Source organism: Bacillus cereus ATCC 14579, from assembly GCF_000007825.1.
Lineage (GTDB): Bacteria > Bacillota > Bacilli > Bacillales > Bacillaceae_G > Bacillus_A > Bacillus_A cereus.
Window position 1 is genome coordinate 2,092,752 of the sequence record NC_004722.1, and the last position, 16,869, is coordinate 2,109,620.

A 16,869-nucleotide genomic window follows, 5' to 3' on the forward strand; every position below is an offset into this window, starting at 1 on the left:
GTACTGTATATGTTCACGTACTATATAAAAAAGTATGAAAATCTATAAAAATAATTATTTCAATAAAATTTGTTTTAGATATTAAAAAGTGCCAAAACCCTTGTGGTATAAGGGGTTTGGCACTTTTGTGTTTTTTATATTTTATCAAATAAACAACCCTAAAACTGCTCATTCTTCTCCCAAGATTCAACGATATAATGAGCAATCGTCGGATTGAAGCCTTTACCAACTAAAAACATAATTGCAGCAACTTCTGTTAATGCGTGTTCGTGTGATGTATGTTTTGCTTCATTTAAACCGTAATCTACCCATGGTTTTACGAAATCTAGTACAGGTTTCTTGAAAGGTAAAAATTGTGTACCGACAACTTGTTGAATTTGTTGTTGTGTTGGTTCAGTAATTGGTCCAGGTGGTAAGATTTGTGGTTGTGTAATGTCTAGTGTTGGTCCGGGCGGTAAAATTTGTGGCTGAGTTGGATCTATTGTTGGTGGTTTAGGTGGTGAGACACGTGCGTCGTAGTTTGGTTGATACATTTGTTGTTGATATTGCGGTTGTTGTGGTTGAGTTGTGTATGGGTTTTGTGGTGCTGCATATGGATTTTGTTGATATTGTTGTTCTTGGTTTTGTGGTGCTACATATGGATTTTGTTGATATTGTTGTTCTTGGTTTTGTGGTGCTGCATATGGATTTTGTTGATATTGTTGTTCTTGGTTTTGTGGTATTACATATGGATTTTGAGGATATCGCTGTTCTTGATTTTGTGGTGCTGCATATGGATTTTGAGGATATTCATAATTTGGACGTGTGTCATATGGATTTTGTTGAAATTCAGTTTCTTGGTTTTGCGTTGTTGCATATGGGTTTTCGTCATATTGTTGCTCTTGCTGTTGTAACTCTTGTTCTTCGTATTGTTCTGTGTATCTCTGTTCTTGTTGTTGAGGATACAATGGTTGCCTTGGATAAGGCGGTTGATTATTATAGAACATGTTTATTCCTCCTTCATGATGATGCCTACCACCTAGTGTATGGGCGGACAAGAAAATATGTGATGAAAAAATGCGGGCGTGTTACAATAAGTAACTGGGTGAAGATAAAATGACAAAACAAGAAAAAATTCAAAAAACAATTACTTTTGTAAAACATATTTTAGAAAAAGATGCGAGTGGGCATGATTGGTATCATATTGAACGTGTACATAAAATGGCGATTTCTTTATCTGAGCAAGAAGGTGGAAATCGTTTTATAATTGAAATGGCAGCATTACTTCACGATGTGGCAGATGAAAAGCTAAATGAAAGTGAAGAAGCAGGAATGAAAAAAGTTTCTGATTGGTTAGAAGAGCTACGTGTTGAAGAAGAGGAAAGTAAACATATTCTTCATATCATCGCCAATATGTCTTATAAAGGTGGCCATGGCGGCACAGTAGAGTCACTTGAAGGGAAAATTGTTCAAGATGCGGATCGTTTAGATGCTCTTGGTGCAATAGGAATTGCTCGTACATTTGCATATGGCGGGGCGAAAGGGAGATTAATGTATGACCCAACTATTCCACCGCGTGAAGAAATGACGAAAGAAGAGTATAGAAAAAATAATGATCCATCTTTAAATCATTTTTATGAAAAACTTTTGAAATTAAAAGATTTAATGAATACGAATGCAGCAAAACAAGAGGCTGAAATTCGTCATCTTTATATGGAACAGTTTATTGAACAATTTATGAAAGAGTGGAATGCACAAATATGAAAATGTTAACTGTGGAGAACTTATCAAAATCATATGGAGAAAAGCCGTTATTTGATGGATTATCATGTAGTATTACAGAAGGACAACGTGTCGGAATTATTGGTGTAAACGGAACAGGTAAATCGACATTATTAAAAATTATTGCGGGATTAGAAACTCCTGATACAGGTGATATGACGCATTCACGAGGGTATACAATTAGTTATTTATCACAGCAACCAGAGTTTGATGAAAAACTGACAGTATTAGAGCAAGTGTTCCATGGTGATACACCTTTAATTCGTCTTCTTCGTGATTATGAAAAAGCACTATTAAATATTGAAAAAGATCCAAGTAATGAAAAAGTGCAGGAACAATTATTTGCAGTGCAGCAACGTATGGATGCAATGAGTGCATGGGAAGCAAATGCAAATGCGAAATCTCTTTTAACGAAATTAGGAATTACGGACTTCACTGCAATTGTTGGGAATTTATCTGGTGGACAGAAAAAACGTATCGCAATGGCACAATGTTTTATTGAAACACCGGATTTATTAATTTTAGACGAGCCTACGAACCATCTTGACCACGAGACAGTTGAATGGTTAGAAGAATATTTAGCGAGATATACAGGTTCGGTATTACTTGTAACCCATGATCGTTATTTCTTAGATCGTGTGACGAATCGTATTTTTGAATTAGATAATGGTAAACTATATAGCTACGAAGGAAACTATAGTACATTTTTAGAAGCGAAAGCACTTCGTGAAGAGCAAGAATTGGCACAAGAATCGAAACGCCAAAATTTATATCGTCGTGAACTTGCTTGGATTCGTCGTGGTGCAAAAGCCCGTTCTACGAAACAAAAGGCGCGTATTCAGCGTTTTGATGAGCTAAAGGCACAAGAAGGACCAGCTGCAAAACAGTCAGTTGATATTGCACTAAGCGGAAGTCGTCTAGGAAAGAAAGTACTTGAGTTAAAAGATGTAACGAAAAAATTTGGCGATAAGACGGTATTACATAATTTTAATCATATTGTGAAACCGGGTGATCGTATCGGAATTATTGGGGCGAATGGAAGTGGGAAATCTTCCCTATTAAATATGCTTGCAGGTAAGTTATCTCCTGATAGTGGTGAAGTGGAAGTAGGACAAACCGTAAAAGTTGCTTATTATACGCAAGAAAATGAAGAGATGAATTTAAATCAGCGTATGATTGAATACATTAAAGAGATTGCAGAAGTTATTCATACGACAGATGGAAAAGTAATTGGTGCATCTCAAATGTTAGAACGTTTCTTATTCCCGACGCATTCACATGGTACACCACTTGGTAAACTATCTGGTGGTGAAAGAAGACGTTTATATTTATTACGTATTTTAATGGGAGAACCAAACGTACTTTTACTTGATGAACCTACGAACGATCTAGATACACAAACATTAACAGTACTAGAAGATTATTTAGAAGATTTCCCAGGTGTCGTTTTAACTGTATCGCATGACCGTTACTTCTTAGATAAAGTAGTAGATGAACTGTTCATCTTTACTGGCGGAGGCGAAGTGCGTGAGTTTCTAGGTAGTTATACAGATTATTTAGAAATGGAAAAAACGAGAGAACTTATGGAGAAAGCGGAAGTTCAAAAAGAGAAAAAAGTTGTAGAAGAAGCTCCAAAACAACAACGTAAACGTAAACTTTCATACAATGAACAGCGTGAATGGGAAACGATTGAAGATACAATTGCCGAACTTGAAGAGAAAATTGAGTCAATTGGAGAAGAACTTGCGAAAGTTGGATCTGACTTCACAAAGGCACAAGAATTATCTGAAGCACAGCAGAAAACAGAAGAAGAGCTAGAAAAAAAGATGGAAAGATGGAGTGAACTATCAGACATCGTTGAAGGATTAAAATAAAAACAAGCTGCATATATTGAAAAGTAAAGAGAAAAACTTTACACTATTGGTAGAACCTATTTTAGGAGGGAAAAAATGAGAACATCTAATCCAATGTTGAAAAAAGAGGCATTCCGTAAAGAGGGAGCAAGTGCTTCTGCGATGACGATTGGCGGAACAGTAGGCAAAACGTTCATTATGCTTATCTTGCTACTTGCAACGTCTGTCTATTCATACATACAGATGATGCAGGGGACGATGAAGATGCCAGTATTAATTGGTGCTTTAATCGTTGCGGCAATCATCGCATTTGCGTCTATGTTCTTCCCGCGTATTTCACCTTTTGGTGCACCAATCTATGCAGCGGTAGAAGGGGTTGTGTTAGGAAGTATTTCAGCAGTTTATACAATGAAATTTGGCGATTCTATCGTTTTAAATGCTGTATTACTAACAATCTCAATTCTATTTGCAATGTTAGTGTTATATGCAACACGCGTAGTAAAAGTAACGGATAAATTCCGTACAGGCGTGATGGCAGCAACACTTGGAATTATGGTTATGTATTTAGTCGTATTTCTACTAAATATGTTTGGTGTAACTGTTCCATACATTCACCAAGGTGGTACAATCGGTATTATTATTAGTGCAGTTGTTATTGTAGTTGCTGCATTAAACTTATTACTAGATTTCGATTTAATCGAAAATGGTGTACGTAGTCAAGCTCCGAAATATATGGAGTGGTATACTGCGATGGGATTAATGCTTACATTAGTATGGTTATACTTAGAAATTCTTCGTTTCGTTTCGTACTTTACGAAAAATGACTAATAAAAAAATCCTGCATGAAAAATGCAGGATTTTTTTATTTTCAAAGATATATTGAATGTATGGTATAATATGGATGATAGCAACTTGAAGTGAAGGAGATGGAATATGATGAAAGAGAAGAAGGGGATTATGAAAAAACTATTTTCTAAAAGTTTTTTCATAGAACTAGATGAAGCTTTAACGTATCCATCATCAAAAGTTATTACTTCAGCGATTGAAGGATATGCAACTGAATGCAATGAAAGACTAAAATTTGAGAGTAAAGTTAAACCGATTACTTTCTACTTAGAAAATGCAATGTACCGTGCTGAAATAAAGATGGCTCGCGGAGGATATTACATATCTTGTACTGAAGTGTAATAAATTTTGAAACCATACATGTTTGAACTATGTATGGTTTCTTTTTTTGTTTTGTAAGGTCTAAAATAATACTTTTTACTTACGGATATATCATTTTGTGCTTTTTACCATTCAAACATTTCTCCTTACAATGAAGAAAAACATGTGAGGTGGTATAACTTATGATGAATCGAGTTGTATTAATCGGTAGATTGACAAAGGAGCCAGAATTATACTACACAAAACAAGGCGTCGCTTATGCACGAATATGTGTTGCGGTGAATAGAGGATTTCGAAATAGTTTAGGTGAACAACAAGTCGATTTTATTAATTGTGTCGTTTGGCGCAAATCGGCTGAGAATGTAACTGAATATTGTAAGAAGGGGTCGCTCGTTGGGATTACAGGGCGTATTCAGACTAGTAATTACGATGATGAACAAGGCAAGAGAATATATAGAACTGAAGTTGTGATTGAGAGTATTACCTTTTTGGAGAGAAGGCGGGAGGGGGCATTGTAATAAAAGGTGATTTTAAGTAATAGCTTCGGAAAAAATTGTGGAAAGTATTTTAATAAACTTAATGGATAAAAAATAAAAATCATCGGAAACGAAAGCTTTTAAAATCCCGTTCCTAATTTAAAATATAAAAAGAATGAAATAGTATGGTAGCGGGAAGAAAGTAGTAAAATTAAGCATCCGAGTAGGAGTATAGAGTGATAACATGTTACAATACAGCTAAGAACATGCAATAAAGGAGAGTTTTTTACGTGAAGATTAAAGCAATTGAACCGACGCCAAGTCCAAATACAATGAAAGTTATTTTGAATGAAGTATTACCATCAGGAGCACGTAATAATTATACAAATGAAAATAAAGAACAAGCACCAATGCAAGTGCAAGAAATTTTGAAAATTGAAGGTATTAAAGGTGTATATCATGTAGCCGACTTTTTAGCAGTGGAGCGAAATGCGAAGTATGACTGGAAAGTTTTATTACAACAAGTTCGTGCTGTTTTCGGCGAAGAAGTATTGGAAGAAAGTGAAGAACAACAACTTGCTCATTTTGGAGAAGTGAAAGTGTTTGTTCAAATGTTCTTTACAATTCCAATGCAAGTAAAGTTAACAGATGGAACGACGGAAGAACGTGTTGGTTTACCAGATCGTTTTAAAGAATCAATTATGAAAGTGCAAATGTCTGCACCAAACGTTGTAAAAGAGCGTAAATGGGTAGAACAAAGTACACGTTACGGTAATTTTGAAGAAATTGGGAAAGAAGTAGTGGAAGAGATTGTTGCTGCTTATTCAGAAGAACGTGTAAATGAAACGGTTAAAGAATTATTAAATCAAGCGGGTGCTGTTGAAGTAACGATTCAAAAGCGTGAGCCATATAAAGTAACAGAAGAGATGATGAAAGATTCTGACTGGAAAAACCGTTTTGCAGCATTAGAACAAATGGATCCTACTGAAGAAGATATTCCAGTGTTGAAGATGGCGTTAGATGATGAAAAAGTTTCAATACGCCGCTTAGCAACAGCGTATTTAGGTATGGTAAAAGGTGATGAAGTATTACCGTTATTATATAAAGCGTTGTTAGATCGCTCTGTAAGTGTTCGCCGTACTGCAGGAGATTGTTTATCAGATGTAGGTGATCCGGCAGCGATGTTCGTTATGATTAAATCTCTGAAAGATCCAAGTAAATTAGTACGCTGGCGTGCAGCGATGTTCTTATTTGAACTTGGAGATGAAAGTGCGATTCCAGCATTAAAAGCAGCGCAAGATGATCCAGAGTTTGAAGTAGCGATGCAAGCACGTCTAGCATTAGAGCGTATTGAAGGCGGAGAAGAAGCAAAAGGTTCTGTATGGAAACAAATGACGGAGTCACGTAAAGGGGAATAATGTATGATTGTTTTCTATGATAGTTGGTGTCCGATGTGTACGGCCGTTGCAGAACATACGAAAAAATTAGATAAAAAGGGTAAGATGAAATTTGTTTCATTTCGAAATGAAGATGTAGTTGAGAAGTATGAGCTTTCTCAAGAACTACAAAGTAAGATGGAACAAAGACTGTATATTTTTAAAAATAATAAGTGGTATGACGGTATTCAGAGCATAGATGTATTAGCAAAGGCCGTTCCATCTTATTGGTTTGCAGTTCCTTTTATAAAGCTATCTATCGTACTTGGTTTTGGAAGTAAAGTATACGATTATATCGCTAATAATAGAAAACTTGTTCCAGTGGGACATTGCCGTGGTGGGGTTTGTGAAATCCCTACAAAAAAATGAAATCATCGTTATCTTTCTTTTGCACCTATTAATAGAGCGTGATATGATGAATTTGGAATGAAAGTTGAAGGAGAGATTACAAGATGTCAAATGCTTATGAAGAATACATGCGCCAAATGGTAATCCCAATGCGCCAAGAGTTAGTGCGTTCTGGGTTTGAAGAGTTAACTACAGAAGAAGCTGTAACAGAATTTATGGAAAATACATCAGGTACAACTTTAGTAGTTGTAAACTCTGTTTGTGGTTGTGCAGCTGGTTTAGCACGTCCATCAGCAGGTCAAGCGGTTGTTCGTGCTGAAAAACAACCTGATCATCTTGTAACTGTATTCGCAGGTCAAGATAAAGATGCTACTGCAAAAATGCGTGAATACTTCGGAGAAATTCCTCCATCTTCACCATCTATGGCATTATTAAAAGGAAAAGAAGTTGTTCACTTCATTCACCGTCATGAAATTGAAGGTGCAACTATGGACGAAATTATTACGAACTTAGAACAAGCTTTCGAAAAGAATTGCTAAAGAAGGGGGAGAGTAAATCTCCCTCTTTTCTTTATATAGAGGTGAAACAATGATCGTAACAACAGCAGGAAGAACGAACAAAGAAATGACAGATTATGCAAACGAGGTAGCAGCAGAATTAAATGCTTCTTTCGTTAAACGTAATGACATACCAGTACATAAGCTACATGAGCAGTATGAACAAGATGTGCTTGTCGTAGGGAAGAACCGATTAGCTATTTATCCAAAAGGTACGGAAGAATCGTTTTTCTTTCATCCGAACTCAGCGATGTTTCGTGTGAAAAGGTTAATGCGTGGAGAACACGATCCGTTTGTACAAGCCACGCAATTAGAGAGAGGAATGACAGTGTTAGATTGTACGCTCGGGATGGCATCAGATAGTATTGTAGCTAGTTATGTTGTTGGGGAAAGCGGAAAAGTAACAGGACTTGAAGGCAATGAGTATATGGCTTATATTATGGAAAATGGTTTGAAAACATGGTCTTCATCCGTTTCTGAAATTGATGAAGCAATGCAAAGAATCCAAGTAAAGCAAACGGAGCATTTTTCATTTTTAGCGCAATGTGAAGACAATAGTTACGATGTCGTTTACCTTGATCCGATGTTTGAAGAAACTGTCATAGAATCCGATGGAATTAAAGGATTAAAACACTTCGCTTTGTATCATGATATTACTGACGAAACAATTGCGGAGGCAAAACGAGTGGCGAGAAAACGTGTCGTTTTAAAAGATCATTTTCGTAGTTCTAGATTTGAAAAACACAATTTTTATGTATACAAAAGAAAAAGTGCTAAGTTTCACTTTGGTGTAATTGACCCTTGCTAATTGTTTGAAAAGATGTATAATAAGCAATAATTAATTAAATATACTGTCTGTGATGAAGAGAGTAGTCTTTTTTAGAAGGAAAGCGAGCTAGGGATGGTGTGAGCCTAGTACGGAAGAAAAAGATGAAGCGCACTTCGGAGATGCTTCTTGAACGAATAGTAGAGAAAGCCGAGGCCCCCTGTCCTCGTTATAAACGGGAAAGTGGTTCGTAACGAACAACAAGGGTGGTACCACGGGTTAAAACTCGTCTCTTTTTTAGAGACGAGTTTTTTGTGTTTTAAAAAATAAGGAGGTTGTATCATGGATTATAAAATGCAGTTTGCGGAAAGTTTATCTAATATTTTCACGAATGAATTAACGCAAAAACAAATTTTAGATTTAATTGAAACACCGAAACAAGATGAATTTGGAGATGCAGCGTTCCCATGCTTTTCATTAGCGAAGCAATATAAAAAAGCACCAGCTCTTATCGCAAAGGAAGTTGCTGAGAAATTCAATGATCCGTTTTTTACGAAAGTAGAAGCCGTTGGTCCTTATGTAAATGTATTTTTCAATCGTGAAACTGTAAGTGATGCAGTATTAAAAACAGTTTTAGCGGAGAAAGAAGAGTTCGGTCAAAACCACTTTGGCTGTGAAAAAACAGTAGTAATTGATTATTCCTCTCCTAATATCGCGAAACCTTTTTCGATGGGGCATTTACGTTCTACAATGATAGGAAATTCGCTGAAACATATCGCTGAAAAATGTGGCTATGAAGTTGTAGGGATTAATTATATAGGAGATTGGGGAACACAGTTTGGAAAGTTAATTACGGCTTATAAAAAATGGGGAAATGAAGCAGTTGTTAAAGAAGATCCAATACGTGAGCTATTTAAGTTATATGTCCAATTCCATGAAGAGGTAAAAGACGACGAAGAACTATAAGAAGAAGGACGTGCTTGGTTTAAGAAACTACAAGAAGGTGATGAAGAAGCGGCACAACTTTGGAATTGGTTCCGTCATGAGTCCCTTAAAGAATTTTCTCGCATTTATGAACTTCTCGGCGTAGAATTTACTAATTTTCAGGGAGAAGCATTTTATAATAATTTAATGGAAGATTTTATTGGGATTTTAGAAGAACATGAGTTGCTTGAAGAATCAGAAGGTGCATTAGTCGTTAATTTAGAAGAAGAAGGAATGCCGCCTTGCTTAATTAGAAAATCAGATGGTGCGACGATTTATGCAACGCGTGACTTAACGGCAGCTTTATATCGTCAAAACACTTATGGGTTTGATAAAGCGCTATATGTTGTTGGTCCAGAACAAAGCTTACATTTCAATCAATTTTTCACCGTATTAAAAAAACTTGGCTATACTTGGGTTGATGGTATGGAACACGTACCGTTTGGCTTCATTTTAAAAGATGGTAAGAAAATGTCGACACGTAAAGGAAGAGTTATTTTACTTGAAGAAGTACTCGAAGAAGCAATCGAACTTGCAAAACAAAATATTGAAGAGAAAAATCCAAACTTAAAACAAAAAGAAGTAGTGGCAAAGCAAGTCGGTGTTGGTGCAGTCATCTTCCACGATTTAAAAAATGAGCGTATGCACAATATTGAATTCTCATTAGAAAACATGCTGAAATTTGAAGGAGAAACAGGCCCGTACGTACAGTACACACATGCACGTGCTTGTTCTATTTTAAGAAAAGAAAGTGTAGAATTTGAAACATGTACATTTGCTTTAAAAGACGATCATAGCTGGAGTGTCGTAAAATTACTAAATAAATTCCCGCAAATAATTGAAGCAGCTTTCAATAAAAATGAGCCATCGTTTTTTTCAAAATATATATTAGATGTAGCACAATCATTCAATAAATATTCCGGTAATGTTCGTATATTAGAAGAGAGCAAAGAAAAAGCCAGCAGAATCGCATTGGTTTATGCTGTGACGGTTGTATTAAAAGAAGGATTACGTTTACTTGGGGGTGGAGGCACCTGAGGAGATGTAACATAGTAGTAACCTGACAAACTGGGTCTAGTATAAACCTGGTTTGTTTTTTTATTGGATATATATTTTTTTTGCAAAATCAATTAAAATCTTTTTAGAGAGGGTGATTCATATTGATTCGAACTTTTATTTTACAAATTCCTTGTCATAGAAGATTAGATAGGAGTTTTTTTAAACTACAAAAGTACATACCTTTATGTGCACGTTGTACAGGCATGCTTATTGGTATTTTAATGTTTCCAATTTATTTTTATATGACACCTTCATTTCTTTTGGCAATCATACTATCATTTTTCGCTCAAATTCCGTTACTTATCGATGGGTTCACCCAAAAGTGGAAATGGAGAAATAGCTCAAATTTGCTAAGAATAACTACTGGTGTATTAAGCGGTAATGGTATGGGATTATTCATTTCCTCTAGTGTTATATGGATATTATCTTAAGATATATAGTAATGGAGGTATTTACATAGATGTTCTGGATTTACTTAATTCTAATTTTTATTTCAGGCGGAAGTGGAATTGGTTTTATGACTCAAAATAACTATACAGAAGCAATAATAGCTTTTGTTATTTGTATACTATTGTTTGGGCTACTGTATTATTATCTTAAAAGAAACAAAAGAAAGAGAAAAGCAGATTGTGACGATTTAGACTGTACGGATTGTTTTGATTGTGATTGTACTTGTTAAATTTTTCTTCCAAATAAAAAGCTAGTGTATTATTAAAAATACACTAGCTTTTTGCTTTGAAATTTTAAGAAAAGTGTAGGAATACGACTATTCTATAGAGAACTTTAGTTTTGTATATAAAAGGAGGCGTTAGATGTTGGAAACATATGATTGGAACAATAAACTAACATATTTAAAAAACACGAGAGATTTATATTACAACGACGATTATGTAAGCTTTTTAGTAAATACAGTTTGGAAGATTACTAAGCCTGTACATATCGTTGATTACGGTTGTGGATATGGTTATTTAGGGTTAGTATTAATGCCATTACTCCCAGAAGGTTCAAAGTATACAGGTATTGATAGTGGAGAAACATTATTAGCTGAAGCCAGAGAGTTGTTTCGTTTACTTCCGTATGATTCAGAATTTCTTGAAGGAGATGCTACAGAAATTGAACTGAACGATAAATACGATATAGCAATCTGTCATGCTTTCTTATTACATATGACTACTCCAGAAACAATGCTACAAAAAATGATACATTCAGTTAAAAAGGGTGGAAAAATAATCTGTTTTGAACCACATTGGATTTCTAATATGGCTTCTTATTTACTAGATGGGGAGAAACAATCGGAATTTATTCAGCTAGGTGTTTTGCAGAAATTATTTGAAAGTGATACGCAAAGAAATGGTAAAGATGGCAATATAGGCATGAAAATACCGATATATTTAAGTGAATTAGGTGTGAAAAATATTGAATGTAGAGTAAGCGATAAAGTGAACTTTTTAGATTCAAATATGCATCACAATGATAAAAACGATTTGTATCAATCATTAAAAGAAGAGGGGATTGCAGGTGATCCGGGTGATAAGCAACAATTTGTAGAACGTTTAATAGCCAGAGGATTAACATATGATAATGCGCTAGCTCAATATGAAGCTGAACTACGATTTTTCAAGGCACTTCATCTTCATTCTTCTTTAGTATATGCTCCGAATATGAAAATTACATTTGGTGAAATAGAATGTTGAAAGATAGTGATTTATTAAGGATTGCTACCTTCAATATATGGAACCATAATAGTCTTTGGTTGGAGAGATTAGAAGCTATTTGTGAGGAAATTTGAATTATTTCTCCACATATTCTTGCTCTACAGGAGGTTAGAAGTTGTGTTAATTTGAATTCAAAGAAAAATGTTGCACAGTATATAGCGGGTCAAATAGAGTATCCGTTTTGTATATTTAAGGAGTACCCTGATTTAATGAATGAGAAAAATGTCATTTTTTGTTGGTAAGTCGATATTCACCGTATAATCGCCGATATAATTTCATGTACTGTTTTTAACTAACAAAAGATAGGATACACATGTTACGTTATTCTATATAATCAAACAAAATACAGAGAAAGACAATCATTTTTACTATATTTTGTTATAAATTTGAATAATATTAATTAATACCATCCATTATAAGAGATTTTAGTTGAATACATACTATATGGTGTGTAAAATCTAAGCAAGTAGCAGTATAAATATAAATTCGAGGTGAATGCATGCTAGATTTTAAGCAGTTAGAAACTTGTTTAAAAGACAAGAGATTTGTAGATGGATTACAGGAAATAAATAATGAAATTGCATATATAAAAGAAACGAATACTTTATCCTATGTGAAGAATTGGCTTGCCAATATTCCTTCGCATAAGGAGTTCGATATATTAATTCGTCTTACTGATGAAGGGCTTATGCACCAATACAGTTCATTCCTCATTCGTTACGCTTATAAAAAATTCCCAAATATGAGAACGCTCTCTTTATATTGTGATGAGTTAATTGATGAGCGGAAAATTCTTGAAGCAGAGCAGCTGTTAAAAGAAACTTTAGAAGAGAGTAATAAAGAAGAAATAGATGCAGATTTTTTAGCGAAAACATATTTTACGTTAGTACGATGTCTTTTAGAAATGAAACGAAACGAAGAAGCGTTAATGTATATGCAAAAAGCAGAGGAGTACAGTGCACGCGCAGTGTTTGATAAATGGGGCTACGTTTATATGCATACAGGTGAATGGGAGAAAGCGGAAGAACAATTTATTGCTGGCATGCAGCATGAAGATTGTGAAGAGTTATCTACCTATTTATTATCACAATTGTATGCGAATAAAGGAGAACAAAAACGCGCGATACAGTTAATCGATGATGCAATTGTAAAATTCCCACAAGTATCATATTTTCATTTTGAGAAGATAAAGTATTTATTAGATTTAGAGCGATATGAAGAGATGTTAGCGGTAATAGATAACATAAATACTCAGCTGCCGTATCATGCCTATAATACTTACTTTGTACATTTACGTGCAGAAGCACTGTACAAAATGAATAAATTTGCAGATTTACAAAAACTATTAAAAGAAGAAAATAGTTTAAAAGAATCTTTATATCATAATTTAGAAAAAAATCCGGATGGAAAAAAGGTTCACTTGCCGATAGTTCCTATTGTACAAAAGGATAATTATTGTGTTCCGACAAGTTTAGAGATGATGTTGCGTATATGGGGAGAGAAACGTACACAAGATGAAATAGCAGAGTTTATTTTTGATATGACAGGTTCGAAGTTTTCAGATACTGTTTCTTATTTAGAAGAATTAGGTTATGAATATCGTTATTTTAAAGGGAATGAAGAGAATTATAAGAGACTGATTGACGAAGGAATTCCTGTTTTATTAAGTATAGATATTGAGCATGCTTCACACGTACAAGTTCTATCTGGATATGATGATACATTGCAAGCTTTCTATGTTCAAGATCCAAACTTTATAGAACCAGTTCTTGTGGAATATAGTAAATTACAAGAAAAATATCGTTATACAGGCTGTTTAGCAATCACGTTTGTTCCGAAAGAAAAGAAGGAGCAACTAGCGTTTCTAAGTGAGGAAGAAAATCGTTACTTTAAATCTATTTTTTCTCTTACGGATCATTTAGATGAACATGACAAAGAGGGGATTAGTAACTTAGTACAATTTTTAAAAGAAACGAGTGATAATCCAAATACGTGGTTATATACGATAAAGCACTTAGATGTTGAAGTAGATAAAGAATTTATTTTATATTGTATTGATAAGTTAATGGAAAAGTTTCCGAACTCGGACTTTGTTAAATTGCATGGTGCACAGTGTTTTATTCGTCTTCAAGAAGTAGAGAAAGCGGAGCAAATGCTGACAAGCGTTGAGAAGAAAAATAATCGTGCTTTATATCATTTAATAAACGGAAGATATGCTTTTGAGCAGGAAAGTTATATAGAAGCGATTTCAAGCTTTCGTTCATCGTTACAATTAGACGCAGATCAGCCTATTGCTTGGAGTTTTCTCGCTTTATCCTATATGTATATTGATCAATCTGAAAAAGCATTGCAATACTCTCAAGTTGCGTTAGAGCGTAGTCCTGAAAGGTTCACTTTAACAAATCACGGTTTAATATTAATAGATTTAGAAAGATATGAAGAAGCATATGAAATCTTTAATGACTTGTTAAAAGAGTATAAATATGAAGCGCATGTATGGTATGAACGAGCGAGATGTGCACATCAACTAGGGAAATTATATTTAGCAATAAAAGGGCTTAAAGTAGCGATTCGTTTGGATAGTAATGCACCTTACATTTATACGAAACTTTCGGAAATATACGAATCTGATTTGAAGGATGAGGAAAGTGCGAAAGAAATTTTATTAAACGGTATTGAGAATTGTGATGATAAAGCACCTCTTTACGTAAAATTAGGTGATTATCATTTTCAAAATGATAGCTTGGAAGAAGCAGAAGTATTGTATAAGCGTGCTTTAGAAGAAAATGATGAGGATGTTTATTCTCACTTCGGACTTACACAAGTTTATATGGCAAGAGAACAATATAAGGAAGCAAAAGAATATATACTTGGTCTTGAGAAGCAAATTGAAAAGAGCCAAGATTTCCTCATGAATGCAGGAATGGTTTTATGGGATGCTGAAATTGAACTTGGTGGAAATGAAGAAGGGTTTAAAGTAGCACTATCTAAGTTAGAAAATGGTATAAAGAAAAGTGATTATAATGTAGCAAGTGCGTTAGATGAATATGTGAATCGAATTAAAGGAACGGAATTTGTACAACGAGGTATAGCATTTTTAAGAACGTTACACAAAGAAAGAAATGAAGTAAGTGAGTACGGTTGTTATGCAGGTATTTTATATGAATCTATTGGACAGTACGGCCAAGCGATGAAAAGATATAATAAGGCGATAGAACAAATGGAAACGGCATTACCGTATTACCGAATTGGTGAAACACTTATGGCATTAGGGCAATTGACGGAAGCAAAACAAGCGTATGAAACATGTTTAGAGCTTGATGGGAATTTCGTAGGTGTACATTTACAGCTTGCGGAAATATACGAAAAAGAAGAAAACCGTTCTAAAGAACAAAGTCATATGGTTCAGGCGATGAAAGAAGAGCCGTTGCATATTAATATGGAATATTTAGCACAGCTTTCAGTAGATATGAATCTTCAGGAAGAATTGCTGACTGAACTAGAACAATTAGTGGACGAAGTACCTGAAATATGGCGTTTAGATGCGATTGCATATGTGTACGGAGCGATGAATGAAATAGATAAAGAACAAGCACAGGTTGAATACGCACTACAATTAGATGGTGAGCATATAGAAGTTCTATATCATTATGCAAAAGTATTAGTGAAAAAAAGAAATGTAAAAGCAATTGAAGTTGCAATGAAAGTAATACAAAAAGATTTTGATAATGAACGTATATTTGATGTTTATGTAAAAGCAGTAGAGCAACATAAAAAATTGTCTAACATACGAGATTTTCTTCATACGTTAAAGGTGAAAAAAGCAGAAAGGAGTACAGCATTCATGTATGCTGCAGCTGCGGTTACGGAAATATGGATTGAACGCCAGCTGCATGAACAGCCAAAACGATCTATCATTACGAGAGCTTTTTATCGTATGAAAAATCGTGCGAAAGAAATTTCAATGGTTACTATGATAATTGATTTATATGAAATCTCTTTAAAGTTAAATCCGAAAAATAGTATGGCAGCACAGCGATTTGCGCTATTTTATGAGAATGTAGAGATGAATAAAGAAGCAATAGAGATTCTGCACACGTCACTAGAAAATAAATGGGATTATGACGTAGCGAAGCAACTTGTAAATCTTTTCGTTGAGTGCGAGGAAGAAGATATGTTAAGAGATGCTTTGGAATTAACGAAACAAATGGTTCGAGAACTACCAGATGATTATGATACTCTTCTTCTGCAAGCACAAGTATTCTTTAAAGCAGGGGAAGAAAGAAAAGCAGAAAAGATTATCTTACAATTAACAGAGCAAACACCGTTTGTAAGTAGAGCATTTCTTGCTTTAGGAGAAATATATCAAAGTCAAGAAAGGTTTGAAGAGGCAATTCATGTATTAGAAAATGCTTCTATACATCATCCAAATGAAACAGCAATTCTTCTTTCTTTAGCATCTTCATATCATGGTGCCGGCCAAACGATAAAGGCAGAAAAAATAACAAATGAAGTATTAATAATTGACGCGAGTGATTTGTTAGCAAGATATGATCGAGCTTGTTATTTAGCACAGTTAAATAGAAATGAAGAGGCGAAGGAAGAGCTTGAATTTGTCCTTCGTGAGGATGAATCGGGATTCTTTGCTGAACTTATTGAGGATGATGAAAATTTAGCAGCATTGCGAGAATTTGAAAAGTAATTGTATAAGAATAGGGAAAAAGATAAGGATATATTTTGAATTAGT

General features: G+C 34.6%; 14 protein-coding genes, 1 pseudogene and 1 other annotated feature. Of the genes and pseudogenes, 14 read left to right on the top strand and 1 reads right to left on the bottom strand.

The features are described from left to right. Positions 1-158 precede the first annotated feature (158 nt). Positions 159-986 carry a hypothetical protein gene (locus BC_RS10780; RefSeq protein WP_000499733.1) on the bottom strand — a complete coding sequence of 276 codons (828 nt, stop codon included), beginning with the start codon at positions 984-986 and terminating at the stop codon, positions 159-161. Between the two features lie 109 nt (positions 987-1,095). Between BC_RS10780 and BC_RS10785 the strand changes: the two genes are divergently transcribed. From BC_RS10785 to BC_RS10850, 14 genes and pseudogenes are all read left to right on the top strand, one after another. Further along, positions 1,096-1,743: an HD domain-containing protein gene (locus tag BC_RS10785; RefSeq protein WP_000165965.1), complete on the top strand. Its 648-nt coding sequence runs from the start codon at positions 1,096-1,098 to the stop codon at positions 1,741-1,743. After that, positions 1,740-3,635 (top strand): ABC-F family ATP-binding cassette domain-containing protein, encoded by a 1,896-nt coding sequence (locus tag BC_RS10790; protein ID WP_000783169.1) that lies wholly within the window; start codon positions 1,740-1,742, stop codon positions 3,633-3,635. Before BC_RS10785 ends, BC_RS10790 begins: the two co-directional genes overlap by 4 nt. 75 nt (positions 3,636-3,710) lie before the next feature. Further along, complete coding sequence (locus BC_RS10795) at positions 3,711-4,442, top strand: Bax inhibitor-1/YccA family protein (RefSeq protein WP_001260655.1); 732 nt, start codon at positions 3,711-3,713, stop codon at positions 4,440-4,442. A gap of 105 nt (positions 4,443-4,547) precedes the next feature. Further along, on the top strand, positions 4,548-4,802 hold the full coding sequence (locus BC_RS10800; RefSeq protein ID WP_000975138.1) for a DUF4318 domain-containing protein: 255 nt from the start codon (positions 4,548-4,550) through the stop codon (positions 4,800-4,802). 161 nt (positions 4,803-4,963) lie between these two features. Further along, positions 4,964-5,299, top strand: coding sequence for a single-stranded DNA-binding protein (locus tag BC_RS10805; RefSeq protein WP_000982017.1), 336 nt, complete (start codon positions 4,964-4,966; stop codon positions 5,297-5,299). 248 nt (positions 5,300-5,547) lie between these two features. Beyond that, positions 5,548-6,675 (top strand): conserved virulence factor C family protein, encoded by a 1,128-nt coding sequence (locus tag BC_RS10810; protein ID WP_000692564.1) that lies wholly within the window; start codon positions 5,548-5,550, stop codon positions 6,673-6,675. Between the two features lie 3 nt (positions 6,676-6,678). Beyond that, entirely contained in the window at positions 6,679-7,062 is a 384-nt protein-coding gene (locus tag BC_RS10815; protein WP_000634870.1) for a thiol-disulfide oxidoreductase DCC family protein, read from the top strand. An 83-nt stretch (positions 7,063-7,145) separates the two neighbouring features. Next, positions 7,146-7,580 carry a BrxA/BrxB family bacilliredoxin gene (locus BC_RS10820; RefSeq protein ID WP_000063706.1) on the top strand — a complete coding sequence of 145 codons (435 nt, stop codon included), beginning with the start codon at positions 7,146-7,148 and terminating at the stop codon, positions 7,578-7,580. A gap of 49 nt (positions 7,581-7,629) precedes the next feature. After that, positions 7,630-8,406: a class I SAM-dependent methyltransferase gene (locus tag BC_RS10825; RefSeq protein ID WP_000637459.1), complete on the top strand. Its 777-nt coding sequence runs from the start codon at positions 7,630-7,632 to the stop codon at positions 8,404-8,406. 40 nt (positions 8,407-8,446) lie between these two features. Further along, positions 8,447-8,661: a binding site (T-box leader), on the top strand. Between the two features lie 45 nt (positions 8,662-8,706). Further along, positions 8,707-10,396, top strand: a pseudogene (gene argS, locus BC_RS10830) (arginine--tRNA ligase). Between the two features lie 112 nt (positions 10,397-10,508). Then, positions 10,509-10,838, top strand: coding sequence for a DUF2085 domain-containing protein (locus tag BC_RS10835; protein ID WP_000621474.1), 330 nt, complete (start codon positions 10,509-10,511; stop codon positions 10,836-10,838). Between the two features lie 29 nt (positions 10,839-10,867). Continuing rightward, positions 10,868-11,086 (top strand): hypothetical protein, encoded by a 219-nt coding sequence (locus tag BC_RS10840; RefSeq protein ID WP_000498606.1) that lies wholly within the window; start codon positions 10,868-10,870, stop codon positions 11,084-11,086. A gap of 136 nt (positions 11,087-11,222) precedes the next feature. Continuing rightward, positions 11,223-12,101 carry a class I SAM-dependent methyltransferase gene (locus BC_RS10845; RefSeq protein ID WP_033685475.1) on the top strand — a complete coding sequence of 293 codons (879 nt, stop codon included), beginning with the start codon at positions 11,223-11,225 and terminating at the stop codon, positions 12,099-12,101. A 520-nt stretch (positions 12,102-12,621) separates the two neighbouring features. After that, positions 12,622-16,824 carry a bacteriocin-processing peptidase family protein gene (locus tag BC_RS10850; RefSeq protein ID WP_000883839.1) on the top strand — a complete coding sequence of 1,401 codons (4,203 nt, stop codon included), beginning with the start codon at positions 12,622-12,624 and terminating at the stop codon, positions 16,822-16,824. Positions 16,825-16,869 lie beyond the last annotated feature (45 nt).

Bases quoted from the DNA above. Each gene is read 5' to 3' on its own strand.
- BC_RS10780 (WP_000499733.1), bottom strand. From the start codon at position 986: ATGTTCTATAATAATCAACCGCCTTATCCAAGGCAACCATTGTATCCT.
- BC_RS10785 (WP_000165965.1), top strand. From the start codon at position 1,096: ATGACAAAACAAGAAAAAATTCAAAAAACAATTACTTTTGTAAAACAT.
- BC_RS10790 (WP_000783169.1), top strand. From the start codon at position 1,740: ATGAAAATGTTAACTGTGGAGAACTTATCAAAATCATATGGAGAAAAG.
- BC_RS10795 (WP_001260655.1), top strand. From the start codon at position 3,711: ATGAGAACATCTAATCCAATGTTGAAAAAAGAGGCATTCCGTAAAGAG.
- BC_RS10800 (WP_000975138.1), top strand. From the start codon at position 4,548: ATGATGAAAGAGAAGAAGGGGATTATGAAAAAACTATTTTCTAAAAGT.
- BC_RS10805 (WP_000982017.1), top strand. From the start codon at position 4,964: ATGATGAATCGAGTTGTATTAATCGGTAGATTGACAAAGGAGCCAGAA.
- BC_RS10815 (WP_000634870.1), top strand. From the start codon at position 6,679: ATGATTGTTTTCTATGATAGTTGGTGTCCGATGTGTACGGCCGTTGCA.
- BC_RS10820 (WP_000063706.1), top strand. From the start codon at position 7,146: ATGTCAAATGCTTATGAAGAATACATGCGCCAAATGGTAATCCCAATG.
- BC_RS10825 (WP_000637459.1), top strand. From the start codon at position 7,630: ATGATCGTAACAACAGCAGGAAGAACGAACAAAGAAATGACAGATTAT.
- BC_RS10840 (WP_000498606.1), top strand. From the start codon at position 10,868: ATGTTCTGGATTTACTTAATTCTAATTTTTATTTCAGGCGGAAGTGGA.
- BC_RS10850 (WP_000883839.1), top strand. From the start codon at position 12,622: ATGCTAGATTTTAAGCAGTTAGAAACTTGTTTAAAAGACAAGAGATTT.